Genomic DNA, 24,707 nt, shown 5'->3' with positions numbered 1-24,707 from the left:
ATGCAGCCGCAGCTACGGCACAGCCTCAGCGAGGGCGTCGCCACCGTCGTCATCGACAACCCCGCCAAACGCAACGCGATGACCTCGGCCATGTGGCGCGCGCTGCCGCCCCTGCTCGACACCCTGGCGGCCGATCCGGGCGTACGGGTGCTGGTGCTGACCGGAGCGGGGGACACCTTCTGCGCGGGGGCCGACATTTCCTCACTGCGTGAGCCGGGCGAGGACCCGAGAGCGCTCGCGGTACGGGCCGAGGAGGCGCTTGCGGCCTTTCCCCGCCCCACGCTCGCCGCGGTGCGCGGTCACTGCGTGGGCGGCGGCAGCCAGCTGGCCGCCGCCTGCGATCTGCGTTTCGCGCGCCAGGACGCCCTCTTCGGCATCACGCCCGCCAAGCTCGGCATCGTCTACCCGGCCTCCTCCACCCGGCGCCTGGCCGCGCTCGTGGGGCCCGCGAGCGCCAAGTACCTCCTGTTCTCAGGCGAGTTGATCGACAGCGGGCGGGCGCTGCGGACCGGCCTGGTGGACGAGGTGCTGCCCGAGGGCGAACTGGGCAGGCGTGTGGAGCAGTTCAGCCGCCTGCTGGCGGCGCGCTCCCAGCTCACGCAGGCGGCGGCCAAGGAATTCACGGACGGCAGGACGGGCCGCGAGGAGCACTGGGCCGCACAGGAGCGTGCCTGCGGCGACACCGAGGAGGGGATCGCCGCGTTCCTTGAGCGCAGGCCCCCGCGCTTCCTCTGGCCGCTCAGTCCCGGGGAAATCCGTTCGACCTGAACTGTTCCACCAGGTCGGCGGGGGCCTTGTCGGGTGAGCCCGCGTCGTAGGGCGGCTGCGGGTCGTACTCGATGAGCAGCTGCACGGCCTGGGCGTAGCGGTCCCCGGCGATCGCGCCGAGCAGGGTGAGCCCCATGTCGATGCCGGAGGAGACGCCGGCGGCGGTGACGTATTTGCGGTCGACGACGACCCGCTCGCCCGTCGTGTTCACGCCGAACGCCGCGAGCCGGTCGAGGGCGAGCCAGTGCGAGGTCGCCCGGCGCCCCTTGAGGAGCCCGGCCGCGCCGAGCAGCAGCGAGCCGGTGCACACCGATGTGGTCCAGGTGGAGGCGATGTCGGCTTCGCGCAGCCAGTCAAGGAGCGGTCCGCCGTCCAGATACGGTTCGACGGCCTCGGGCGGGGCTCCGGGCACCACGACGATGTCGGGCCGCGGCACCTCTTCGAAGGACTTCTCGGCCATCAGGGTCAGGCCCCCGGCGTCGTTGCGCACCGGCCCCGCCTGCTCGGCGACGAACACCGTCTCGGCGCCGGGGAGGCGGGCGAGGGTGTCGTAGGGGCCCACCGCGTCCAGCGCGGTGAAGCCGGGGTAGAGGGCGACGGCGATCAGCATGGGCTGTCCTTCATCGAGAAAAGATCGGGCGCGGGCACGGCGGACCCCGAGGCCGCGAACGGGCCGGTGCGGGCGTGCGCGCCGCGCGCGTGGTCCTCGCGCGAGCTACGCGGGGGTGGGACGGAAGCGGCGGCGGTACTCGGCGGGAGCCGTGCCGAGCGTCTTGACGAAGGCGCGCCGCATCGCCTCGGGGGTGCCGTATCCGGCGGCGCGGGAGACCTCCCGCACGCCGTCCGGGGTCTCCTCCAGCAGGCGCCTGGCGTGTTCGAGGCGGACCCGCTCGACGTAACGGCCCGGCGTGGTGCCGGTCTCGGCGTGGAAGGCGCGGGCGAAGTGGCGCGGCGAGAGTCTGGCGCGCCGGGCCAGGGCCTCCACGCTGAGGTCGTCGCCGGGGTGTTCGGTGATCCACTGCTGGAGTTCGCGCAGGGGTTCACGCCGCGCCGTCTGCGCCGCGAGCTGGGCGCTGAACTGGGCCTGGTTGCCCGGGCGGCGCAGGAACACCACCAGGATGCGGGCGACGGCGAGGGCGACGCCCCTGCCGTGGTCCTCCTCCACCAGGGCGAGCGCCAGATCGATGCCCGCGCTCACCCCGGCCGAGGTCGCCACGCGGCCGTCCCGCACGAAGATCGGGTCGGCTTCGACGCGTACCGCCGGATAGCGCCGGGCCATGTCGGCGCAGGACGCCCAGTGCGTGGTGGCCCGGTGCCCGTCGAGCAGCCCCGCCTCGGCCAGGAGCAGCGAGCCCGAGCAGACGGAGACGAGCCGGTCCGCCCCTGGCCCGTGCGCGCGCAGCCAGTCGAGGAGCCCGGGATCGGGGTGGTGGGCGCCGTCACCGCCCGGGACGAGCAGGATGTCCGTTTTTTTGGGTCCTGCGTCCTTGAGCGAGGCGTCCGCCATGAGGCGCAGTCCGCTGTGCGCGGTCACCGGCGCCCCGTCGAGCGAGGCGAAGCGCAGCCGGTAGGCGGCGGGGTCACCAAGGACGCGTCCGGCCGCGGTGAACGCCTCGGCGGGGCCGGTCACATCGAGGCTCTGGACGCCGTCGAAGAGGACGACCAGGACGGAACGCTGCGTCATGCTCCCATCCTTGGGGTCCCGCGACGGTGGCCGCAATGACAAGAATCCCACCTTTCCTGCCATGGGGTTCCAGGGTGGCCGGGGTCCTCGAGGTTCCGGCCCGCCCCTTCCCGGGCGTACCGACCAGTCGGTAACGTGCGGGGCATGAGCTCTCTCCCCTCGCGCGCCGGACGCCGCTGCCACAGCCCCGTCAACTCCCTGCACTCCACGATCTATTTCTCGCCCGACTTCACCAGGGAACTCGCCGCGATCGGCATCGAGGACCGCGCCGCCGCCTACTTCGCGGGCCGGGCCGCCGCCATGGGCGCCGTCGGGCCAGGAGTGGTGGCGGCCTCCTTCTACAACTTCAACCACGCCCTGATCGCCCGGCACCTGCCGACGGTGTGGCGCACCGCCTCCCCCGAGACGGTCCTCGCCGCACGCCTGCGGGCCGCCGACGCCACCCTGCGCCGCCTCCTCGGCGACGAAGCGCTCGCCTCGCCGGAACTGGCCGAAGCCGCAGAGCTCGCCCTGCGCGCCACCGAAGGCTGCACCCGCCACGCCCGCCCGCTGTACGCCGCCCACGCCGACCTGCCCGTGCCCGACCAGCCCCACCTCGCCTTCTGGCACGCCGCGACGCTGCTGCGCGAACACCGGGGCGACGGCCACCTCGCGGCCCTGCTCGACGCCGGACTCGACCCGCTGGAGGCCCTGGTCAGCCACACCGCGACCGGCAAGGGCATGGTCCCGCGCTGGGTGCTCGCCACCCGTGGCTGGCAGGAATCGGACTGGGACGCCGCCGCCGGGCGCCTGCGCGAGCGCGGACTGCTCGACGCCGAGGGCGAGTTGACCGAGGCCGGGACCGCGCTGCGCGCCGGCCTCGAGGACCGCACCGACCGCCTCGACCTCGCCCCCTACGAACACCTCGGCGAGCAAGGCGTGGCCCGGCTCACCGAACTCGCCCAGAAGTTCCTGACGACGGCCGCCCTGGCCGGGGGATTCCCGGCCGACCTCATCGGCAAGGGCTGATCGCCGATTGTCACCGCCGCCTGCCACAATGGCGCCTCAGGCTCAGCGAGAAGGCGGTACGGCAACGTGACGACGTCCATCGAAGGCAGGATCGCCGAAGAACTCGGCGTACGGGAGCGGCAGGTGAAGGCCGCCGTCGAACTGCTCGACGGCGGGTCCACCGTCCCGTTCATCGCTCGCTACCGCAAGGAAGCGACCGAGATGCTGGACGACGCCCAGCTGCGCACCCTTGAGGAGCGGCTGCGCTATCTGCGGGAACTTGAGGACCGGCGCGCGGCGGTCCTGGAGTCCGTACGGGAGCAGGGCAAGCTCACCGACGCCCTGGAGGCGCAGATCCGGGCCGCCGACACCAAGGCCCGCCTCGAGGACATCTACCTGCCCTTCAAGCCCAAGCGGCGCACCAAGGCGCAGATCGCGCGCGAGGCCGGTCTGCAACCGCTCGCCGACGGCCTGCTGGGCGACCCGTCCAGCGACCCGCTCGTGGCGGCCGCGGCCTACGTGGACGCCGACAAGGGCGTCGCCGATCCGGCGGCCGCCCTTGAAGGCGCACGCGCCATCCTGGCCGAGCGGTTCTCCGAGGACGCCGACCTGATCGGCGAGCTGCGCGAACGCATGTGGACGAAGGGACGGCTCGCGGCGAAGGTGCGGGAGGGCAAGGAGGAGGCCGGCGCCAAGTTCGCCGACTACTTCGACTTCACCGAGCCCTTCGCCGCGCTGCCCTCGCACCGGGTCCTGGCGATGCTGCGCGGCGAGAAGGAGGGCGTCCTCGACCTCGTCCTCGAGCCCGAGGAGCCGTCGGCCGAGCCCGGCCCCTCGACGTACGAGAACATGGTGGCGCGGCGCTTCGGCGTCGCCGACCGGGGCCGGCCCGGCGACAAGTGGCTGGGCGAGACGGTGCGCTGGGCCTGGCGCACCCGCATCCTGGTCCACCTCGGCATCGATCTGCGGCTGCGCCTTCGCACCGCCGCCGAGGACGAGGCGGTCCGCGTGTTCGCCTCCAACCTGCGCGACCTGCTGCTCGCCGCCCCGGCCGGCACCCGCGCCACCCTCGGTCTCGACCCCGGCTTCCGCACGGGCGTGAAGGTTGCGGTCGTGGACGCGACCGGCAAGGTCGTGGCCACCGATGTGATCCACCCGCACGTCCCGGCGAACAAGTGGGACCAGGCGCTGAAGAAGCTGGCCGCGCTCTGCCAGGAGCACGCGGTCGAGCTGATCGCCATCGGCAACGGCACCGCCTCCCGCGAGACGGACAAGCTCGCCGGGGAACTCATCGCCGGGCACCCGGAGTTGAACCTGGCGAAGGTGATGGTGTCGGAGGCGGGCGCCTCGGTGTACTCGGCATCCGCGTTCGCCTCGCAGGAGTTCCCCGACATGGACGTGTCCCTGCGCGGAGCGGTCTCCATCGCCCGGCGCCTTCAGGACCCGCTGGCCGAGCTGGTGAAGATCGACCCCAAGTCCATCGGGGTCGGCCAGTACCAGCACGACCTGTCCGAGGTGAAGCTGTCGCGCTCGCTGGACGCGGTGGTCGAGGACTGTGTGAACGGCGTGGGGGTCGACGTCAACACCGCCTCGGCGCCGCTGCTTTCGCGGGTGTCCGGCATCGGCTCCGGCCTGGCCGAGAACATCGTGGCGCACCGCGACACCAACGGCCCCTTCCGTTCGCGCCGGGCGCTCAAGGACGTGGCGCGGCTCGGCCCCAAGGCGTACGAGCAGTGCGCGGGCTTCCTGCGCATCCGCGACGGCGAGGACCCGCTCGACGCCTCCAGCGTGCACCCCGAGGCGTATCCGGTGGTGCGGCGGATGGTGAAGACGGCGGGCGGCGAGGTCGCGTCCCTCATCGGCAACACCGGCGTGCTGCGCTCGCTGCGGCCCGACGACTACGTGGACGAGAAGTTCGGCCTTCCCACCGTGACGGACATCCTGCGCGAGCTGGAGAAGCCGGGCCGTGACCCGCGTCCCGCGTTCAAGACGGCCACGTTCAAGGAGGGCGTCGAGAAGATCGGCGACCTGGAGGCCGGGATGGTCCTCGAGGGCGTTGTCACCAACGTGGCGGCGTTCGGCGCGTTCATCGACATCGGCGTCCACCAGGACGGGCTCGCCCATGTCTCGGCGCTGTCGAAGACCTTCGTGAAGGACCCGCGCGATGTGGTGAAGCCGGGCGACATCGTCAAGGTCAAGGTCCTCGACGTCGATGTGCCGCGCAAGCGGATCTCGCTGACGCTGCGGCTGGACGACGACGCGTCCGCGCCGGGCGGCGCGCCCCAGCGCGAGCGCGGCGGCCGGGGCCAGGGCGGCCAGGACCAGGGCGGCCGGCCCCCGCGCCAGCGCCAGGGCGGCGCGCAGAGCCAGGGGCAGGGGCAGGGGCAGCAGCGCCGGGGTGGCTCCGGCGGCGGCGAGGCGCGCGGCGCCGGCCGGCAAGGGGCCGGCCGGCAGGGTGGCGACCGGCAGGGTGGCGGACAGGGCCGAGGCGCTGCGCCGGCCCCCGCCAACAGCGCGATGGCGGACGCCCTGCGCAAGGCGGGCCTGGTCGACCCGAAGGGCCGCGGCGGCCGCTGACCTGCCGGATGACCGGTGCGGGCGTACGACCAACTGGCGTACGCCCGCACTCGTATGACGGCTCCAGCCCTTCCGGGCGGGGCTCAGCGCTCGGTCACCCTGCCGTCCGCGACCTCCAGACGGCGGGTGGTGTGGATGGCGTCCAGCATGCGCCGGTCATGGGTGACCAGCAGCAGCGTGCCGGTGTAGGAGTCGAGCGCGGACTCCAGCTGCTCGATGGCGGGCAGGTCCAGGTGGTTGGTCGGCTCGTCGAGAACGAGGAGGTTGACCCCCCGGCCCTGGAGCAGGGCGAGCGCGGCGCGGGTCCGCTCCCCCGGCGAGAGCGACCCGGCCGGACGCAGCACATGGTGCGCCTTGAGGCCGAACTTCGCGAGCAGCGTGCGGACTTCGGCGGGCTCCGTGTCGGGTACCGCCGCGCAGAACGCCTCCAGCAGCGCGTCGTCCCCGAGGAAGAGCCCGCGCGCCTGGTCGACCTCACCGACGACGACACCCGAGCCGAGCGTGGCGTGCCCGGCGTCCAGCGGCAGCCGCCCCAGGAGGGCGGCGAGCAGCGTCGACTTGCCGGACCCGTTGGCCCCGGTGATCGCGACGCGGTCGGCCCAGTCGATCTGAAGCGAGACCGGCCCGAACGTGAACGCCTCCCGGTGCACCTCGGCGTCGCGCAGCGTGGCGACGACGGCGCCGGAACGCGGCGCGGAAGCGATCTCCATCCGCAGCTCCCACTCCTTGCGCGGCTCGTCCACCACGTCAAGACGCTCGATCATGCGCTGGGTCTGTCGCGCCTTGGCCGCCTGCTTCTCGCTGGACTCGCTGCGGAACTTCCTCCCGAGCTTGTCGCTGTCGGTGGCCTTGCGACGGGCGTTCTTGACGCCCTTGTCCATCCACGAATGCTGCATCTGGGCGCGGCCTTCGAGGGCGGAACGCTTGTCGGCGTACTCCTCGTAGTCGTCGCGCGCGTGGCGTCGGGCGGTGGCGCGCTCTTCGAGGTACGCCTCGTAGCCGCCGCCGTACAGGTTGATCTGCTGCTGCGCGAGGTCGAGTTCGAGGACCTTGGTGACGGTACGGGCCAGGAACTCGCGGTCGTGGCTCACGACGACCGTGCCGGCCCGCAGCCCCTTGACGAAGGCCTCAAGGCGCTCAAGGCCGTCCAGGTCGAGGTCGTTGGTCGGCTCGTCGAGCAGGAAGACGTCGTAGCGGGACAGGAGCAGCGAGGCGAGCCCGGCGCGGGCGGCCTGGCCGCCGGAGAGCGCGGTCATCGGCTGATCGAGGCCGGTGGTCAGACCGAGCGACGCTGCGACCTCCTCCGCCCGCTCGTCCAGGTCCGCGCCACCGAGCGCGAGCCAGCGCTCCAGGCTGTCCGCATAGGCGTCGTCGGCGCCCGGCGCCCCGTCGACCAGGGCCTGCGTGGCGGCGTCCATCGTCTCCTGGGCGGCGGCGACACCGGTGCGCCGCGCGAGGAAGGCGCGGATCGTCTCGCCGGGGCGCCGGTCGGGCTCCTGCGGCAGGTGTCCGACGCTCGCGCCGGGCGGGGAGAGCCGCAGCTCGCCCTCCTCTGGGGTGTCGAGCCCGGCGAGCAGGCGCAGCAGGGAGGACTTGCCCGCCCCGTTGGGTCCGACGAGGCCGATGACGTCGCCGGGGGCGACCACCAGGTCGAGCCCAGCGAAGAGGGTGCGGTCGCCGTGGCCGGCGGCGAGGTCCTTGGCGACGAGAGTGGCAGTCATGAGGTGACCGATCCTAAGCGGTCACCGAACCGGGCCGGACCCCGTCCCCGGCCCCTCCACCCACCCGGCCTGGGGCCGGCCGTCTCCGGCCCCGCCATCCCGGCGCGGGCACATGGCCAGAACCAGCCAGGTACGCGCCGGATGAATGGGAGACTCATCGGCATGGGGCCGACGGGGAGGCGCCCCGGCGCGTGGCCGGCTCCCCGCCCGCCGCTTCGCCCGCCCGCTCACCCGGAGGTTCCCGCACCATGCACTCCCCCGCGTCGCCCAGCTGGCTCATCGCAGGACAGTCGCGCCCCGGCGCCCCCAAGCTCTACTGTTTCGCGCACGCCGGCGGTTCGGCCACGGAGTACATCCGTTGGGGCCGGGGCGTGACGGACGCCGAGTTCCACGCCGTACAGCTGCCGGGCCGAGGGTCGCGCTTTCGAGAGCCGATGTTCCCCACGATGCGGGCCCTGGTGGAGGCGTTCCTCGAAGAGGTGCCGTTGAGTCCGCAGCCGTACGCCTTCTTCGGCCACAGCCTGGGCTCCCTCGTAGCCTACGAGATCACGCGTGCCCTGCGCGACGCGGGCCGGCCGCTGCCCGCGCGGCTGATCCTCTCGGGCTGCCCCGCGCCGCACCTGCCCAGGGCGCGCGTCTTCGGCCCGGTACACCAGCTGTCCGACGACGCCCTCATCGAGCGCGTCGCCTCGATGCACGGCGGCATACCGCAGGAGGTCCTGGACAGTCAGGAGCTGCGCGAACTGATCGTCGGCGCGCTGCGGGCCGACTACCGCGTCCTGGAGACCTACACCTGGCAAGAAGCGGAACCCCTCCCCGTGCCCCTCACGATCCTGGGCGGCAGCGCCGACCACACACCGGAACAGCTGGACGCCTGGCAGAGCCACACCAGCGCGCCCCTGACGGTACGTCAATTCCCGGGCGGCCACTTCTACTTGCGCACAGACCCCGACCCCGTCCTACGTGCCCTCGCCGAGGCCGCGAGATCAGTACAGGCGCCGGCTACGGCCTGAGAGGGGTGGCACCGGCTACGGCCGGCGACACGTGGCGCCGACTACCGCCTGAGACGCGTACGGAGCCGGGCGGCACCAGATCCGAGAGCGCTCTCGGCGGGTGACTGCTTGGGAGCGCTCTCGGCGGGTGACTGCTTGCGAGCGCTCTCGGCGGGTGACTGCTTGCGAGCGCTCCCGGCGGGTGACTACCTGGGAGGGCTCCCGGCCGGTCGGCCGCCTGGGAGCGCTTTCGGCGCGCCGGTTGCTTGGTAGCGCTCCCGGCCCGCCGACTGGCTGGGAGCGCTCTCTGCCGACCAGCGGACTGGGAGCGCTCTCGGCCGGCGGCCGGCCGGGGAGCGCTCTCAGGGACGAAGACTCTTGAGAGCGCTCCCGACCTCAGCGCGACCGGGAGCGCTCCTGACCTTGGCGAAGGTCGCAGAGCGCTCTCCGTCTCAGCGTCGTCAGCGACCGGCGCCGCCCGGCAGGCGCTGCGCCGCCATCCGGGGAACCGGGATCCCTGGCGAGGACGGCGTACCGTCCGGGACGCCCGCCGCGACGTTCGGGCGCGCGCCGGACGTGGCCCGCGCAAACGCGCCGGCCCCTCCGACGAACGGCACCCTGGCACCCGAACGCGCCAGGTCGAGCGTGAGGGTCGGCCTGCTCGGGGGCGGGTCAATGAGGCCGTTGTCGGTGCCGGCCACGATCAGCGCGAGGCGATGCCCGGCCGGTACGACATGGTCCGTGGCCGCGAGATCGAGCGTGATGGTGTACGCCTTGCCCGGGGTCAGCGGCACACCCTTGCGGTCGGAGGCGTAATTGCCGAGGTCGGCCCAGCCACGGCTGAAGACGGTGAAGCCGACGTCCGCCTTGTCCGCCGACGTCGTCAGGTAGCACGAACTGTCACCAGCCGTGCTCACGCCCCAGCAGGTGCGGTCGGTGCCGGTCAGGATGCCTTCGCCTTCGCCCGCGTAATTGCGGATGGTGTCCGGCCCGACGTCGACGAGGACCGCCGACAGGTGGGCGCTGCTGGTGGTGGGCGTCACCGTGACGCTCACCCTGGACGAGCCGGACACTCTCAGATCCTTTGTCAGCGGGGCGGTGGCGAACCCGGCCTTGTCCGGCGTCGACTTGTCGATGTTCGCGGCCCAACTGCTTTCGTCGAGAGCGGGGTTGTCGGTGAAGGTGGAGGCCGTCCCGGCGGGAGCGGGGCTTGCTGAAAGCGCTCCCACACCCGGCACGGGACCGTTCACCGGGTGCACGGTGGCGGCCGAGGTGCCGGACGGGGGCCACACCCGGTCGGTGGACCACTGGTCGGGGTGGCGCTCGATGTCCGCCATCGGCCGGCGCTCGATGCCGTTGTCGTAGCCGAGGAGATAGTGGTCGAACCACTGGTGGAGGACGGGGACCCAGGCGTCGCGCCGGTAGTCGAACGGGTCCACGTGCCCGGTCTGCGACAGCCAGATCTTCCGCTCGACCCCGTTCGCCGCGAGCGCGTCCCACCACTGGCCGAAGTTCTTGGTGCGGACGTTGAGGTCCTGCATGCCGTGCACCACGAACACGCTGGCCTTGACGTGATCGGCGCGCAGCACGTAGTCCCGGTCGTTCCACAGTTGCGTCCAGTCGCCGCTGCGTGGCGAGCCGTCCACCAGCTTCTGCCGCGCCGCGGCGCAGTGTGCCTGCGCGTCCGGGCTTTCGACGGCGTCGGCGAGTTCGGCGGGACCGCCGTCGTACAGCGGGGCGCCCTTGGCGAAGTAGTAGTCGTACCAGGACGAGATCGAGCTGATCGGCACGATCGTCTTCAGGCCCTCGACGCCGGTGGCGGCCACGCCGTTGGCGATGGTGCCGTCCCAGCTCTTGCCGATCATGCCGGTGCGGCCGTTGGTCCATCCTGCGGTGGCGCGTTCTGTGCCCGTACGCGACGTATAGGCCCGCGCCCGGCCGTTCAGCCAGTCGATGACCGCCTTCGCCGACAGGACGTCGGAGCGGCCGCCCACGTCGACGCAGCCGTCCGAGCGATTGGTTCCGGCCAGGTCCACGCCCACGAACGCGTAGCCGCGCGGCACGAAGTAGTTGTCGTAGAACAGCGGCATCTGCACGACGTCACCCTTGGCGTCGTACGTCTTGAGCTGGCTCTCATTGCCGCGCCCACAGCAGGAGTAGTACGGGCTGGCATCCATGATGACCGGTACCTTCCGGCCCTGCTGTGCCGGTTCGCGCGGGCGGACGATGTCGACCGCGACACGGTCGCCCCTGCCGTCCCCGTCGGCGTCGAGCCCGGTGTCCACCCAGACCGCCTCGCGGACAGCGCTCTCATACGAGTAGATGGGCCGGCTCTCCGTGGGACGGGCCGCCGCCTGGGCGCCCACCGGCGCCGGCAGCACCGCCGCCAGAGCGGCCACGGCCGCGAAGACGAGTGATCTGAGGAATCCGGGAGACCTCAGGGGTCCTGTTCTGTGGCGGGCGCCCCGCGCGCGTATCGGCATGGGCGGAAGGTACCCCCGGTCAACTGCCCTGCGACAGGGGGCGGTCGGGGAAGAAAGGCGGACGAACGGGAGCGGGCGCGCCGCGCGAGTGCGCACGCACCATGTCGGCCGAATGGCGATCGTGTGACAACAGGGGCCATGGACATGACCGGGGCGGCGGGGGCTGAATAAGGTCCGAAGAGATCGTTCACCATCGTTCACCCCACGACGACACTGACGACTTGGAGCTTTTGTGTACCGCAGAATTCTCGCCCCGAGCGTGCTCGCCGCCTCCCTGCTGCTGGTGATCCCGGCATCGGCCGCGGACTTCACTCCGGGCGCCCCGGGCATCGGCGACCCCTACTACCCGGCCAGCGGCAACGGCGGCTACGACGTCTCGCACTACGACCTGAAGCTCAAGTACCAGCCCGCCACCGATCTGTTGGAGGGTACGGCCACGCTGCTGGCCACCACCCAGCAGGACCTCTCCCGCTTCAATCTGGACTTCGGACTCGCCGTCAGCGAAGTGCGGGTGAACGGCGTCAAGGCCACGTTCGCCACCTCCGGCAGTCACGAACTGGAGATCACCCCGGCCACGCCGCTCGCCAAGGGCAAGTCGATCACCGTCGTGGTCAAGTACGCGGGCAAGCCCTCGGAGTTGAAGGTCGACGGCTGGACCGCCTGGCAGCGCACCCCGGACGGCGGCGTGGCCGCCCAGGAACCGGACTCGGCCGTGTGGTGGTTCCCCTCCAACGACCACCCGCTGGACAAGGCCACGTACGACGTGTCGGTGAAGGTGCCCAACGGTACGCAGGCGATCAGCAACGGCGTTCTCCAGAGCCAGAGTTCGAAGCTCGGCTGGACGACATACAACTGGCGTTCCAACAAGCCGCAGGCGTCCTACTTGACCACGCTGGCAGTGGGCAAGTTCGACATCACCACCGACAAGACCGCGAGCGGGCTGCCCATCCTCAATGCTTACAGCAAGGACCTGGGCGACAACGACGGCGCCGTTCGCGCCAGCATCGAGCGCACCAAGGACGTCACGGAGTGGCTTGAGAGCGTTTTCGGCACGTACCCGTTCAACGCGGTCGGCGGCTACGTCCCCAACGTGCCGAGCCACTTCGCCCTGGAGACCCAGACCCGCCCGTTCTACAGCCCGGCGCAGTTCGCCAACGGTGCCAACGTGTCGGTGGTCGTGCACGAGTTGGCGCACCAGTGGTACGGCGACAGCGTCTCCGTCAAGGGCTGGAAGGACATCTGGGACAACGAAGGCTTCGCCTCCTACGCCCAGTGGCTCTGGTCGGAGAAGCAGGGTGACGGCACCGCCCAGGAACTGGCGGACTGGGTGTACTCCCAGCACCCCGCCGACGACCCGTTCTGGAAGGTGAAGCCGGGCGACCCGGGCCCGGACAACCAGTTCGACGGCGCCGTCTACGACCGCGGCGCCCTCGCCATCCAGGCCCTGCGCAACACGGTGGGCGACGCGTCGTTCTTCAAGATCCTCAAGGGCTGGCCGACCGAGCACGCCTACGGCAACGCGGCGGTCGCTGACTTCGTCAAGTACGCCGAGAAGATCTCGGGCAAGCCGCTCGCCGAGCTCTTCGACACCTGGCTCTTCCAGCCCGCCAAGCCCTCCGACTCGGCTGCGGTCAAGGCCAAGTTGGGGACTGCGGCAGGACTCGCCAAGTCGCCTTCCGCCAGGTCGGCGCAGCCCGCCGAGCCGGGTGCGCCCGCCGAACCGAAGTCGTGGAAGAAGATCGTCGAGTCGCACACGGTACCCGCTCAGCACTGAGGCCGTACCAGGCCGTGGGGCCGGCCGGGCGCCGAATGGCCACGGTTGTGCCGTTCGGCGTCCAGCCGACGGGCTTGGCGGAGCCCCCGCCGGGGTCGGCAAACGACCGACGGCCCCGGCGGCCGAACGACCAACCGCGCGGCCATCACCCAGACCGATGAATGGAGATGGGAAAAGACCGATGCCTGGACATGGGAAAGGGGTGGAGCCCAGAAGGTGAGAAGCGGTGCGAGGAGGGGCGGAAAGCGCTCTCACAGGGCGCGGCCGGACGCAAGGCCCCCGGGCACGTGTGGAGGCGAGAGCGCTCTCACGGGGTACGACCGGACACAAGGCCTGCCCGGCGCTTATGGAGATGAGAGCGCTCTCACCAGGTATGGCCGGGTATAAGGGCCGCCAGCGCGCGGAGGCGAGAGCGCTCTCGCGGACGGCAGGCACCCGATACCCTGCCGGGCAACACGGTTCTGGCCGCCTGGCTACTACCGTGCGCGACGGGGAAGTTGTGCGCCTGCTCGCTCGCCCGGGGGCCGCCGACCCGCGTCCGCTCGCCACCTGCCGATGAGGAGAACTCGCCTTGACCGAGTGGTACTTCGGGATCCGTCCCACCCTCGACGCCGTAGCGGCACACGCCGGTGTATCCCGGGCCACCGCCTCCCGGGTGGTCAACGGCGGTACAGGGGTGCGCCCCCATCTGGTGGAGAAAGTGCGCCAGGCCGTGGAGGAGTTGCGCTACATCCCCAATCCGGCGGCCCGTTCACTCGTGACCCGCCGCACCGGCGCGGTCGCCGTGATCGTCGCCGAACCGGAAACCAGGTTCTTCTCCGACCCCTTCTTCTCCCAGCAGATTCGCGGCATCGGCAAGGAACTCTCCGCCCATGACACTCAGTTGGTGCTGCTCCTCGTGGAGGACGCCGACGATTACGGGCGGGTGTCCCGGTACCTGGCGGGCGGTCACGTCGACGGAGCGCTCGCCTTCTCGCTGCACGAGGAGGACCCGCTCCCGGCCATCACCCGGGGAGCAGGTGTGCTGACGGTCTTCGGCGGTCGGCCCGGCTTCCCGACCTCCGTCCCCTACGTCGACGCCGACAACCGGGGTGGCGCACGCGAGGCCGTACGCCACCTGCTCGCGATCGGGCGCAAACGCATCGCACACATCGCCGGCCCACTGGACCAGACCGCTTCGACGGACCGCCTCGCCGGATACCGCGATGTACTCCCTGAGGCGGATCCGGCGCTGGTCGCCGAGGGCGCGTTCACCTCCGAGAGCGGGGCCGAGGCGATGAGCCGACTTCTCGCCCGGCGGCCGGACTTGGACGCCGTGTTCGCCGGCAATGACCTGATGGCCTCGGGCGCGCTGCGAGTATTGCGGGACAGCGGCCGGCGCGTACCGGAGGATGTCGCCCTGGTCGGTTTCGACGACATGGCCTCGGTCGCGGAGGCCACCGACCCGCCTCTGACGACCGTGCGCCAGGAGATCGAGGAAATGGGCCGCCTGATGGCCCGGCTGCTGCTGCGGGGACTCGATCAGGGCGGCGCCGTCGTAGCCCCGCCCGCCTCCGTGATCACCCCGACCACCCTGGTCCGCCGGGCCTCAGCCTGAGGTCAGTCTGCGGGCGGCCTGGGTCAACCCGAGGTCGCCCCCCCCCCGGAGCCGGCCGCTCGGCGGACCGGGGCCCTCGCGTCATTGAGAGCGCTTCCCGCGAGCCGCCGAACGCCGGAAGTCGGCGCGTGCCCGGCGCGCGAGCGGCAAGTAGCGCAACCGCTCGGGCAGCAGGGGTACAGCCACGCGGACCACCCGGCCCATGCGGCGCAGCGCGAGTTCCTGCTCGTCCGTCCATTCGAGCCCGATCGCCTCGCGTGCGTCCGGCGGCATGAACCCGATGGTCACGAACCGCCGGAAGCGCGCCAGCGGGGGCAGGAGTAGCGGCCAGAGCGCTCTCAGCAGCAACCGCAGAGGCAGCGGACCACGGTCGGGAGCCGGTATGGGGCGGTCGGTGGCGACAAGGTCCTCGACCACGACGTTGGACCGGATCTCGTCCGCGAGGACCTTGCGGTAGTAGGGCCAGAATTGCTCGATGCTCTGCGGCATGTCCCGGTCGTGGATCCCGAGGATCCGGCCTACTTGCAGCCACTCCGCGTACAGCTTGCGATGCTGGGCCTCGGTGAAGGGCCGGCCGATGTACTCCTGGGCGTGCGCGTACACGGGGTAACCGGTGGCGTGCACCCAGGCGTAATAGGCCGGGGTCAGCGCGTGGTAGCGCCGCCCGGTGGCATCCGTGCCCTGGATCTTCTTGTGCAGTTCCCGCAGCCGGCGCCCCTCCCGCGCGGCCTGGTCGCCTCCGTATACCCAGAGTTGGAGCGAGCGCAGAGAGCGCTCTCCGCGGCCCCAGGGGTCGGTGCGGAACACCGAGTGCTGGTCCACACCCGCTCCGACGGCGGGGTGCGCGACCTGCATGGTGAGCGCGGCGGGCAGGGTAAGCAGCATCCTCACGTCCCCGGCAAGGCTCCAGAGGACGCCTCCGGGCGGCGGGGGCGGGGGCGCATGCTCGCGGCGGCTCATGACTGGGCTCCCTGGGACTGGCCGGAATGTGGTGCACTGCCGTGTTTGCAGGGATTCCAGTATGCAAGTGTCCCGATCACGACGGCACCCAGGGGGCGGCGGAGCCGGCCGCGCAAGGGGCGGGCCCCGCGGCCCCGCTCTCCGGCGACCACGAACCACCGCGCCGGCGCCTCAAGGTGGTCACCGTGAGGCACGCTCACGTCACGCGACGCGTTCGACGCGCATGGACGCTCGCCCGGGCGGCGCTATCAGGTCGTGGAGTGCGGTCGAGCACGACTCGGGTCAGCGGTCTGCCGGGGTCGGGAGTGGTTCGCCGAGGACGCGGCCGGCCAGCTCGGCGGCGAGGACATGGACGTACGGGCGAAGCTCGGCCTCGGCGGACGCGCGGGCGGCGGCGATGTCCGCGGCGCCGGACGCCAGGATGTGATCGCGCTCTCGCGCGCCCTCGGCGCGGGCGGCGGCGATCGCCGCGGTGCCCTCCTCCTTGGCCTGCTGCCTGATGCGCGCGGCCTCGTGTCGCGCCCCCGCGAGTTCGGCCTCGTACCGGGCGCGCACCTCGGCCGCCTCCGCGAGGATGGCCTCCGCCTCCTGTGTGCGGCCCGAGGTCAGCGCCTCCCGCTCCTCCAACGTCCGCCTGACGCGCGGAAGCAGCACACCCGCCAGCATCCAGAAGCAGAACGCGAACGACACCAGGCCGATCACGAGGTCCTGCACCGTGGGGTTGAGGGGACCCACGTTTATTGGGATGAGATTCACTACTGACACCCCTATCTCACGCGCCCCGGCGCGGTGTCGCCCAGGCTGTCGCACCCCTGATCGTATGACAGAGACAAGTGTGCGGACGCAGGGAGGTTACCTCTAGGTAACCGCAGCTGATTTGATGAGGCACGCAGTTCAACATCCGTTGTCCATAGAGGAGTTCGTGTGTCGCCTTCTTCGTTCCGCCGGGCCTCCGGGGCCGCCTTCGCCGTCACGCTCAGCGCCGCCACGATCGCGGCCGCCGCCCCCGCTACGGCCGCTGCGGCCGAACCGCCCCGTTTGAAGGTGCTGACGTACAACACGTTCCTGATGAGCCAGAGCCTGTACCCCAACTGGGGCCAGGACCACCGGGCTCAGGCCATTCCCACGGCCCCCTTCTTCCAGGGCAACGACGTCGTGGTGCTTCAGGAGGCGTTCGACAATGCCGCCTCGGACGCGTTGAAGCGGAACGCCTCGGCCCAGTACCCGTACCAGACACCGGTGGTGGGGCGGAGCAAGGACGGGTGGGACGCGACCGGTGGCTCCTACTCCGCCACCAGCCCCGAGGACGGAGGTGTCACCCTTCTCAGCAAGTGGCCCATCGTGCGCAAGGAGCAGTTCATCTACAAGGACGCCTGCGGCTCGGACTGGTGGTCCAACAAAGGCTTCACTTATGTGGTGTTGGACGTGAACGGCACCAGGGTGCACATGGTCGCCACCCACACCCAGTCGACGGACTCCGGGTGCGGCGCGGGCGAGGCGGTCAAGGACCGCGCCCTCCAGTTCAAGGCGATCAAGTCCTTCCTCGACGCGAAGAACATTCCGGCGAGCGAGGAGGTCATGGTCGCGGGGGACTTCAACGTGGACTCGCACGGGTCCGAGTACGCCTCGATGCTCGCGAACGGCGGCCTGGTCGGCGCCGACTCGCGCACCGGACACGCGTACTCCTTCGACACCACCGAGAACTCCATAGCGCGCTACCGCTACCCGACGGACCCGAGTGAGGACCTGGACTACGTCCTGCACGTCGCGGGCCACGCCCGCCCCTCCAACTGGAACAACAACGTGGTGCAGGAGACCGCGGCGCCCTGGAAGGTGAGCAGTTGGGGCACCGACTACACGTACACCAACCTCAGCGACCACTACCCCCTCCAGGCCGGCCGGACCGCATAACGCCGCAGCCCCCGGCTGACGGCCGACCGTCGGATCAGAACGCACCGGGAGAGAGCGCGTTCAAGCAGAGCGTGATCAGACCCTGGTGAGGTCCACGCAAGCCGGCCGGCGCCCACATCGCGCGCGGGCCGGCCCCGCCCGGGCCCGCCCGGCCGGACCTCGGGACCCCCAGGACCCCCAGGACCCTCGGGGCCCAGGACCCAAGGCCCCAAGGCTCCGGAGCCCCCGGCCCCGGCCCCGGCCCGGCCATATTGAGCAGTGCCGGTGAGACAGCAATACTGTTGCACCGGATCGGCCACGCACACCGGCGGCCGGAAACACCGGGGAGGCACAGCCATGGCGACGGAGACCGAGGAGCCGACACTCACGGTTGACGAGCTGGCCGCGCGCGCCGGTGTCACCGTCCGCACCATCCGGTTCTACGGCACCCGGGGCCTGCTCCCGCCGCCCGTGATCGGACCGCGCCGGGTGGGGCACTACGGCCCCGCTCACCTGTCCCGGCTCGCGCTGATCGAGGAGTTGCAGCACCACGGGATGACGCTGGCCGCGATCGAACGCTACCTCCAGCAGCTGCCGGCCGACCTGAGCGCGCACGACCTGGCCATCCACCGGGCCGTGGTGGCCTCCTGGGCACCCGACTCGGCGGACGACGTGAGCCGGGCCGAGCTCGAACGCCGGGCCGGGCGGCCACTGTCCGCCACCGACCTCGACCGGCTCGCCGCGATGAACGTCCTTGAGCCGATCGCGGACTCCGCCGACACCTTCCGCGTCGATCCGGGTCTGCTCGCGCTCGGCGTCCAGCTGCTGGACGTTCCCATCGCGCACGAGACGATCCTGGCGGCCCGTACGGTCCTGATGGAGCACACCCGCTCGGCCGCGCACGAGCTGACCCGGCTCTTCCGTGATGAGGTGTGGAACCCCTACCGGGAGCGGGAGTCCGACCCCGATCACGTCGAGGCGATGAAATCGCTCTCGGCGCACATGCAGCCCATGGTGTTGCAGGCTCTGGTCACCGCCTTCCAGCGTTCGCTGAAGGAAGAGCTGAGGGCGGCCTTCGGCTCGGCAGAGGCTGCCCCCGAGACCTGACGGGTCCGCGAGAGTCCTGACTGGCCGAAAAAGGGGGTGCGGGAAGCCGCACGCGCGGGGAGGAGCCGCGCCACCAGCCCCCGCGCCCGCAGGCCTGAGCCCAGCCCCGGGCCAAGAACCACAAGCCCCGCCACCAGCCCCCCGCGCCCACGCCCCCGCGCCAACACCCCCGCCCCGCGCAGCGCTACGCGTCCCGGAACGTCTCCCCCTGCTCCGCCTTCCGCACCAGCAGCGCAGGCGGCTGAAAGCGCTCTCCGTAGCGCTCGGCGAGTTCACGGGCGCGGGCCACGAAGCCGGGCAGTCCGCCCTCGTACCCGTTGATGTACTGGAGGACGCCGCCGGTCCAGGCGGGGAAGCCGATGCCCATGATCGAGCCGATGTTGGCGTCGGCGACGGAGGTCAGAACGCCCTCCTCGAAGAGGCGGACGGTGTCCAGGGACTCCGAGAACAGCATCCGCTCCTTCATGTCCTCGAACGGGATCGCGTGCCCCGGCTTGGTGAAGTGTTCGCGCAGGCCGGGCCAGAGCCTGCCCCGCTTGCCGTCCTCGCCGTACTCGTAGAACCCCGCCCCGCCACTGCGGCCGGTGCGGCCGAACTCGTCGACCATGCGGTCGATGACCGCGTCCGAGGGATGACCGGGCCAGACACCGCCGGCCTCCTCGACCGCCCGCTTGGTCTCGTTGCGGATCTTGCGCGGCAGGGTCAGGGTCAGCTCGTCCATCAAGGAGAGCACCTTGGCCGGATAGCCGGCCTGGCCTGCGGCCTGCTCGATGGAGGCGGGCTCGATGCCCTCCCCGACCATCGCGACGCCCTCGTTGATGAACTGGCCGATCACCCGCGAGGTGAAGAAGCCGCGCGAGTCGTTCACGACGATCGGGGTCTTCTTGATCTGGCGTACGAGGTCGAAGGCGCGGGCCAGCGCCACCTCGCCCGTGCGCTCGCCCTTGATGATCTCCACGAGTGGCATCTTGTCGACGGGCGAGAAGAAGTGCAGGCCGATGAAGTCGCCCTGGCGCGTGACGCCCTCGGCGAGCCCTGTGATCGGCAGCGTCGAGGTGTTGGAGCAGAGCAGCGCGTCCGGCTCGACGATGTCCTGGATCTCCTGGAACACCTTGTGCTTGAGAGCGGTGTCCTCGAAGACCGCCTCGATGACCGCGTCGCAGCCCGCGAGCGCCTGCGGGTCGGCGGTCGGCGTGATCAGGGCGAGCAGCTCGTCCCGCTGGGCCTCGGTCGTACGCCCCCGTGAGAGCGCTTTCACCAACAGCTTCTCGGAGTACGCCTTGCCCTTCTCGGCGGCTTCGAGCGACACGTCCTTGAGGACGACCTCGATGCCGGCCCGGGCGCACGCGTACGCGATGCCCGCGCCCATCATCCCGGCGCCGAGGACCGCGACCCTGCGCACGGGGCGCGGTTCGATGCCCTGGGGCCGGCTGACCCCGGAGTTGACGGCCTGGAGGTCGAAGAAGAAGGCCTGGATCATGTTCTTCGAGGTCTGCCCCGTCACCAGCTCGGTGAAGTACCGCGCCTCGATGGTGAGAGCGCTCTCGAAGTCGACCTGCGAGCCCTCGACGGCGGCCGCGAGGATGTTGCGCGGCGCCGGGTAGGGCGCCCCCTGGAGCTGCTTCTTCAAGTTGGCCGGGAACGCGGGGAGGTTGGCGGCGAAGCGCGGGTTGGACGGCGTGCCGCCCGGGATCTTGTACCCCTTGACGTCCCACGGCTGGTGGGATTCCGGGTGGGCGTCGATGAACGCGCGCGCCTTGGCCATCATCTCGTCGGGCGTGGCGGCGACTTCATGCACGAGAGCGTTCTCAACGGCACGTCGCGGGGAGTACTGCGTGCCCTGGAGCAGCACCTTCAGGAGCGCGTCCGCGATGCCCATCAGGCGTACGGTGCGGGTCACGCCGCCGCCCGCGGGCAGCAGCCCGAGGGTGACCTCCGGCAGGCCGATCTTGGAGCCCGGCGCATCCAGCGCGATGCGGTGGTGGCAGGCGAGAGCGATCTCGTAACCGCCGCCCAGGGCCGCGCCGTTGATGGCGGCGACGACCGGCTTGCCGAGGGTTTCGATGCGACGCAGCGAGTTCTTGATGGCGGTGCCGGTGTCGAAGGCCTGCTGGGCGAGTTCGGGGCCTACCTGGATCATGTCCTTGAGGTCGCCGCCCGCGAAGAAGGTCTTTTTCGCGGAGGTGTAGATGATGCCCCGGATGGAGTCCTTCTCGGCTTCCGCGCGCTCGGCGACGGCCGCGATGGAGTCCTTGAAGGCCTGGTTCATCGTGTTGGCGGACTGGTTGGGGTCGTCCAGGACGAGGGTGACGATGCCACTCTCGTCCTGTTCCCAGCGGATGGTCGTGCTCTTGGTCATTGCTGCGATCTCCGTATGAGCCGTATGAGCCGGATGGGCCGGGCGAGCCATATGGGCGGGTGAGCCGTATGAGGGGGCGCCGAGAGGGGGCGGTCAGACCCGCTCGACGATGGTGGCGACGCCCATGCCGCCTCCGACGCACAGGGTGGCGAGGCCGTAGCGCAGGTCGCGCCGCTCCAGCTCGTCCACGAGGGTGCCCAGGATCATGGCGCCGGTCGCGCCGAGCGGGTGGCCCATCGCGATGGCGCCGCCGTTGACGTTGACCTTGTCGAGGCTGAGGCCCATCTCCTTGACGAAGCGAAGCACGACAGCCGCGAAGGCCTCGTTGATCTCCACGAGGTCGATGTCGTCGATGCTCAGGCCCGCCTTGGCGAGCGCCTTGCGGGTCGCGGGCGCCGGCCCGGTCAGCATGATCGTGGGCTCGGAGCCGGAGACGGCGGCGGCGACGACGCGGGCGCGCGGCGTCATTCCGTACCGCTCTCCGACCTCGCGGGAGCCGACGGCGACGAGGGCCGAACCATCCACGATCCCCGAGGAGTTGCCCGCGTGGTGGACGTGGCTGATCGCCTCGACCCAGTGGTACTTCTGAAGAGCCACGGCGTCGAAGCCGCCCATGTCGCCGATGCCGGCGAAGGAGGGCTTGAGGCCGGCGAGCGAGTCCGCCGTGGTGCCGGGGCGGGTGTGCTCGTCGCGGTCGAGGACGACGAGGCCGTTGCGGTCCTTGACCGGCACGACGGAGCGGGCGAAGCGGCCCTCCTTCCATGCCTCGGCGGCCCGTTCCTGCGACAGGGCGGCGTACTCGTCGACGTCGCGGCGCGTGAAGCCCTCAATGGTGGCGATGAGGTCGGCGCCGATGCCCTGGGGCACGAAGTTGGTGGCGTAGTTGGTCATCGGGTCCGCGAACCACGCGCCACCGTCGGACGCCATCGGGACGCGTGACATGGATTCGACGCCGCCCGCCAGCACCAGGTCCTCCCAGCCCGAACGGACCTTCATGGCAGCCAGGTTGACGGCTTCCAGGCCCGAGGCACAGAAGCGGTTCTCCTGGACGCCGGCCACCGTGTCGGGCAGTCCGGCGGCGATCGCGGCGATGCGGGCGATGTCGGACCCCTGGTCGCCGACCGGGCCGACGACGCCGAGCACGATGTCGTCGATGGCCGCCGGGTCGAGGCCGGGGAAACGGTGCTGGATCTCGTGGATCAGACCCACCACGAGGTCGATCGGCTTGGTGCCGTGCAGGGAGCCGGTAGCCTTGCCGCGTCCGCGCGGGGTGCGGATCGCGTCGTATACGTACGCTTCGGTGCTCAACGTCGGGCCTTTCGGATGAGGGTGGTTCGGGATGCGCGGTCAGCCGAGCAGGGAGCGGCCGATGATTTCCTTCATGATCTCGGTCGTGCCGCCATAGATCGTCTGGATGCGGCCGTCGGTGAACGCCCTGGCCACCCGGTACTCGGTCATGTAGCCGTATCCGCCGTGCAGTTGGAGACAGCGGTCGGCGACGCGCTTTTGCAGTTCGGTGGCCCACCACTTGGCCATGGAGGCGTGGACGGCGTCGAGTTCGCCGTTGGAATGGTCCACGATGCACCGGTCCAGGAAGGTGCGGGTGACGGCGCACTCGGTGGCCATCTCGGCGATCTCGAACCGGATGTGCTGGAGTCTGGCGAGCGGCCGGCCGAAGGCTTCGCGTTCCTTGACGTAACTCGTGGTGATCTCCAGGAGGTGTTCGGCGGCGGCGATGCCGGCGACCGCGATACCCATCCGCTCCTGGGCCAGGTTGGTCATCAGGTGGATGAAGGCGCCGTCCAGCTCGCCGAGGAGATTGTCCTTCGGTACGCGTACGTCGTGGAAGAACAACTCGGCGGTGTCCTGCGACTTCTGGCCGATCTTGTCGAGGTTGCGGCCGCGTTCGAAACCCTCGGCGCCGCGCTCCACGACCAGGAGGGACAGGCCCTTGGCGCCGCCCTCCGGGGTGGTTTTCGCGACCACGATCACGAGGTCGGCGAGGATGCCGTTGGAGATGAACGTCTTGGAACCATTCAGCAGCCAGTGGTCGCCCTTGTCCTCGGCGGTGGTGCGGATGCCCTGGAGGTCGGAGCCGGCGCCGGGCTCTGTCATGGCGATGGCGGTGATGAGCGAGCCGTCGCAGAACCCGGGGAGCCAGCGGCGTTTCTGCTCCTCGGTGGCGAGCCCGGTCAGATACGGGCCGACGATGTCGTTGTGCAGGCCGAGCGCGAGCCCGGCCGCCCCGGCGCGCGTGAACTCCTCGGCGAGGACGGCGCTGTAGCGGAAGTCGCTCTGCCCGCCACCCCCGTACTCCTCGGGCACCGCGAGGCCGAGCAGCCCCTGCTTGCCCGCGGCGAGCCACGCCTGGCGCGAGACGATGCCGTCCTTCTCCCATTGTTCGTAGTACGGCAGGACCTCCTTGGCGAGGAAGGTGCGGACGGTCTCGCGGAACGCCTCGTGCTCGGCACTGAAGATCTGCCGTTTCAACTCAAGCCTCCTGTGCGGGAGTTGGTGTCGTCGTCGGGTCCGCCGTGAGCGAGGGCACGTCCCAGTCGCGGGCGACGTCGGCGGTGTGGGCGCCCGGCAGGGCGGGGGGCCGCCGGATGGATCCGGGGGTGGCGGAGAAGCGGGGCGCGGGCGCGGGCTGGGTGACGCCGTCGTACGCGGTGAAGGTGGCGCGGGCGGCCAGATGCGGGTGGCGCGGAGCCTCGGTGAGGGAGAGCACGGGCGCCACACAGGCGTCCGACCCCTCGAAGAGGGCCGTCCACTCCTCGCGGGTGCGGGTACGGAACCGGTCGGCGACGGCGGTGCGCAGCTGGGGCCACGCGGCCGGGTCGTTGCGGGCGGGGGCCACGTCCTGGATGCCGAGGAGGCGGACGAATTCGTCGTAGAACCGCTGTTCAAGGGCGCCGACCGCCATGTACTGGCCGTCCGAGGTCTCGTAGGTGCCGTAGAAGGGGCAGCCGCCGTCCAGGAGGTTGACGCCGCGCCGGTCCTGCCAGCCGCCGGCCGCGACCATGGCGTGGATCATCGTGGCGAGGTGGGCGCTGCCGTCGACGATCGCCGCGTCCACGACCTGGCCCGCTCCTTGGGCCCGGGCGTGCTGGAGGGCCGCCAGGACGCCGATGACCAGGTAGAGCGAGCCGCCGGCGTAGTCGCCGACGAGGTTGGCCGGGACGACCGGGCCGCCCGTCGCGTCGCCGATCATGCCGAGGGTGCCGGTGACGGCGATGTACGCGATGTCGTGTCCGGCCCGGGCGGCGAGCGGCCCGTCCTGGCCCCATCCGGTCATCCGTCCGTAGACGAGGGCGGGATTGCGGCCCATGCACACCTCGGGGCCGACCCCCAGTCGTTCGGCGACGCCGGGCCGGTAGCCCTCGATGAGGATGTCGGCGCGCTCGACCAGGTCGAGTACGAGGCCGGGCCCCTCGGGCGCCTTGAGGTCGATGAGCACGGAGCGTTTGTTGCGGTTGGTGAGGTCATGGGCCGGGTCGACGCCGAGGCCAGGACCCCCTGGGCGGTCCACCCGCACCACGTCGGCGCCGAGGTCGGCGAGGAGCATGGCGGCGAACGGGCCGGGCCCGATGCCCGCCAGCTCGACCACGCGCACCCCGGCGAGCGGGCCGGTTCCTGTCACTGCCATCAAGCCCCCAGCACTGTGACACAACTGATGTAACATCAATGATGCTAAGAACACGTTCCACTGTGCACAAGCCCTCATGGGCAACGCGCACAAGCCGTTCATGAGCAACCACTCAGCGCGCCGCGACCCCGCCGGGGCGGGGGTTGCCCCGGTACGCCCGGC

18 protein-coding genes are annotated in these 24,707 nt (G+C 71.1%); 8 read left to right on the top strand and 10 right to left on the bottom strand.

Translation table 11 applies throughout. The annotated features are described in order from the left end of the window. Nucleotides 1–768, top strand: coding sequence for an enoyl-CoA hydratase/isomerase family protein (locus ABR738_RS33435; protein WP_350233671.1), 768 nt, complete (start codon nucleotides 1–3; stop codon nucleotides 766–768). Here ABR738_RS33435 and ABR738_RS33430 read toward each other — a convergent pair. Together ABR738_RS33430 and ABR738_RS33425 are read right to left on the bottom strand one after the other, a co-directional pair. Then, entirely contained in the window at nucleotides 740–1,378 is a 639-nt protein-coding gene (locus tag ABR738_RS33430) for a DJ-1/PfpI family protein (protein ID WP_350233670.1), read from the bottom strand. The two genes, ABR738_RS33435 and ABR738_RS33430, sit on opposite strands and share 29 nt — an antisense overlap. Nucleotides 1,379–1,483: 105 nt before the next feature. Next, complete coding sequence (locus tag ABR738_RS33425) at nucleotides 1,484–2,452, bottom strand: GlxA family transcriptional regulator (RefSeq protein WP_350233669.1); 969 nt, start codon at nucleotides 2,450–2,452, stop codon at nucleotides 1,484–1,486. 144 nt (nucleotides 2,453–2,596) lie between these two features. On the opposite strand from ABR738_RS33425, the gene ABR738_RS33420 reads away from it, so the two are divergent. Next, nucleotides 2,597–3,460 (top strand): SCO6745 family protein, encoded by an 864-nt coding sequence (locus ABR738_RS33420; protein ID WP_350233668.1) that lies wholly within the window; start codon nucleotides 2,597–2,599, stop codon nucleotides 3,458–3,460. A gap of 66 nt (nucleotides 3,461–3,526) precedes the next feature. Next, the gene (locus ABR738_RS33415; RefSeq protein ID WP_350233667.1) at nucleotides 3,527–6,016 is read left to right on the top strand and encodes a Tex family protein; all 2,490 of its coding nucleotides are present in this window, start codon (nucleotides 3,527–3,529) and stop codon (nucleotides 6,014–6,016) included. An 83-nt stretch (nucleotides 6,017–6,099) separates the two neighbouring features. On the opposite strand, the gene ABR738_RS33410 is transcribed toward ABR738_RS33415, so the two are convergent. Further along, a complete protein-coding gene (locus ABR738_RS33410; RefSeq protein ID WP_350233666.1) occupies nucleotides 6,100–7,737 on the bottom strand; it encodes an ABC-F family ATP-binding cassette domain-containing protein in 1,638 nt (545 codons plus the stop codon). Nucleotides 7,738–7,985: 248 nt separating this feature from the next. Here ABR738_RS33410 and ABR738_RS33405 point away from each other — a divergent pair, with 248 nt between their 5' ends. Then, nucleotides 7,986–8,750, top strand: a complete 765-nt coding sequence (locus tag ABR738_RS33405; protein WP_350233665.1) for a thioesterase II family protein — start codon at nucleotides 7,986–7,988, stop codon at nucleotides 8,748–8,750. Between the two features lie 440 nt (nucleotides 8,751–9,190). Here ABR738_RS33405 and ABR738_RS33400 read toward each other — a convergent pair whose 3' ends face one another. Further along, nucleotides 9,191–11,212, bottom strand: a complete 2,022-nt coding sequence (locus ABR738_RS33400; protein WP_350233664.1) for a Xaa-Pro dipeptidyl-peptidase — start codon at nucleotides 11,210–11,212, stop codon at nucleotides 9,191–9,193. Nucleotides 11,213–11,444: 232 nt separating this feature from the next. Here ABR738_RS33400 and ABR738_RS33395 point away from each other — a divergent pair, with 232 nt between their 5' ends. Next, entirely contained in the window at nucleotides 11,445–12,986 is a 1,542-nt protein-coding gene (locus tag ABR738_RS33395) for a M1 family metallopeptidase (protein WP_350233663.1), read from the top strand. A gap of 571 nt (nucleotides 12,987–13,557) precedes the next feature. Further along, a complete protein-coding gene (locus tag ABR738_RS33390) occupies nucleotides 13,558–14,583 on the top strand; it encodes a LacI family DNA-binding transcriptional regulator (protein ID WP_350233662.1) in 1,026 nt (341 codons plus the stop codon). Between the two features lie 81 nt (nucleotides 14,584–14,664). Here the strand turns inward: ABR738_RS33390 and ABR738_RS33385 are convergent, their stop codons facing one another. Both ABR738_RS33385 and ABR738_RS33380 read right to left on the bottom strand, forming a co-directional pair. After that, entirely contained in the window at nucleotides 14,665–15,543 is an 879-nt protein-coding gene (locus tag ABR738_RS33385) for an oxygenase MpaB family protein (RefSeq protein ID WP_350233661.1), read from the bottom strand. 282 nt (nucleotides 15,544–15,825) lie between these two features. Next, nucleotides 15,826–16,278: a F0F1 ATP synthase subunit B family protein gene (locus ABR738_RS33380; RefSeq protein ID WP_350233660.1), complete on the bottom strand. Its 453-nt coding sequence runs from the start codon at nucleotides 16,276–16,278 to the stop codon at nucleotides 15,826–15,828. A 189-nt stretch (nucleotides 16,279–16,467) separates the two neighbouring features. Between ABR738_RS33380 and sph the strand changes: the two genes are divergently transcribed. Then, the gene (sph, locus tag ABR738_RS33375; RefSeq protein ID WP_350233659.1) at nucleotides 16,468–17,454 is read left to right on the top strand and encodes a sphingomyelin phosphodiesterase; all 987 of its coding nucleotides are present in this window, start codon (nucleotides 16,468–16,470) and stop codon (nucleotides 17,452–17,454) included. A 336-nt stretch (nucleotides 17,455–17,790) separates the two neighbouring features. Continuing rightward, on the top strand, nucleotides 17,791–18,540 hold the full coding sequence (locus tag ABR738_RS33370; RefSeq protein ID WP_350233658.1) for a MerR family transcriptional regulator: 750 nt from the start codon (nucleotides 17,791–17,793) through the stop codon (nucleotides 18,538–18,540). A gap of 184 nt (nucleotides 18,541–18,724) precedes the next feature. Here ABR738_RS33370 and ABR738_RS33365 read toward each other — a convergent pair whose 3' ends face one another. The 4 genes from ABR738_RS33365 to ABR738_RS33350 all read right to left on the bottom strand — a co-directional run bounded on the left by ABR738_RS33365 (nucleotide 18,725) and on the right by ABR738_RS33350 (nucleotide 24,545). Then, nucleotides 18,725–20,899: a 3-hydroxyacyl-CoA dehydrogenase NAD-binding domain-containing protein gene (locus ABR738_RS33365; protein WP_350233657.1), complete on the bottom strand. Its 2,175-nt coding sequence runs from the start codon at nucleotides 20,897–20,899 to the stop codon at nucleotides 18,725–18,727. A 93-nt stretch (nucleotides 20,900–20,992) separates the two neighbouring features. After that, nucleotides 20,993–22,207 (bottom strand): acetyl-CoA C-acetyltransferase, encoded by a 1,215-nt coding sequence (locus tag ABR738_RS33360; protein ID WP_350233656.1) that lies wholly within the window; start codon nucleotides 22,205–22,207, stop codon nucleotides 20,993–20,995. A gap of 39 nt (nucleotides 22,208–22,246) precedes the next feature. Next, entirely contained in the window at nucleotides 22,247–23,389 is a 1,143-nt protein-coding gene (locus ABR738_RS33355; RefSeq protein ID WP_350233655.1) for an acyl-CoA dehydrogenase family protein, read from the bottom strand. Between the two features lies 1 nt (nucleotide 23,390). Continuing rightward, nucleotides 23,391–24,545 carry a CaiB/BaiF CoA transferase family protein gene (locus ABR738_RS33350; RefSeq protein ID WP_350233654.1) on the bottom strand — a complete coding sequence of 385 codons (1,155 nt, stop codon included), beginning with the start codon at nucleotides 24,543–24,545 and terminating at the stop codon, nucleotides 23,391–23,393. Nucleotides 24,546–24,707 lie beyond the last annotated feature (162 nt).

It is taken from the genome of Streptomyces sp. Edi4 (assembly GCF_040253615.1).
In the GTDB taxonomy this organism is placed as follows: domain Bacteria; phylum Actinomycetota; class Actinomycetes; order Streptomycetales; family Streptomycetaceae; genus Streptomyces.
Note: the sequence above shows the minus strand (reverse complement) of the source record. Positions and strands in the feature narration are given on the sequence as shown.

Bases quoted from the DNA above. Each gene is read 5' to 3' on its own strand.
- ABR738_RS33365 (WP_350233657.1), bottom strand. From the start codon at position 20,899: ATGACCAAGAGCACGACCATCCGCTGGGAACAGGACGAGAGTGGCATC.
- ABR738_RS33425 (WP_350233669.1), bottom strand. From the start codon at position 2,452: ATGACGCAGCGTTCCGTCCTGGTCGTCCTCTTCGACGGCGTCCAGAGC.
- ABR738_RS33370 (WP_350233658.1), top strand. From the start codon at position 17,791: ATGGCGACGGAGACCGAGGAGCCGACACTCACGGTTGACGAGCTGGCC.
- ABR738_RS33350 (WP_350233654.1), bottom strand. From the start codon at position 24,545: ATGGCAGTGACAGGAACCGGCCCGCTCGCCGGGGTGCGCGTGGTCGAG.
- ABR738_RS33405 (WP_350233665.1), top strand. From the start codon at position 7,986: ATGCACTCCCCCGCGTCGCCCAGCTGGCTCATCGCAGGACAGTCGCGC.
- ABR738_RS33420 (WP_350233668.1), top strand. From the start codon at position 2,597: ATGAGCTCTCTCCCCTCGCGCGCCGGACGCCGCTGCCACAGCCCCGTC.
- ABR738_RS33435 (WP_350233671.1), top strand. From the start codon at position 1: ATGCAGCCGCAGCTACGGCACAGCCTCAGCGAGGGCGTCGCCACCGTC.
- ABR738_RS33410 (WP_350233666.1), bottom strand. From the start codon at position 7,737: ATGACTGCCACTCTCGTCGCCAAGGACCTCGCCGCCGGCCACGGCGAC.
- ABR738_RS33385 (WP_350233661.1), bottom strand. From the start codon at position 15,543: ATGAGCCGCCGCGAGCATGCGCCCCCGCCCCCGCCGCCCGGAGGCGTC.
- ABR738_RS33400 (WP_350233664.1), bottom strand. From the start codon at position 11,212: ATGCCGATACGCGCGCGGGGCGCCCGCCACAGAACAGGACCCCTGAGG.
- ABR738_RS33430 (WP_350233670.1), bottom strand. From the start codon at position 1,378: ATGCTGATCGCCGTCGCCCTCTACCCCGGCTTCACCGCGCTGGACGCG.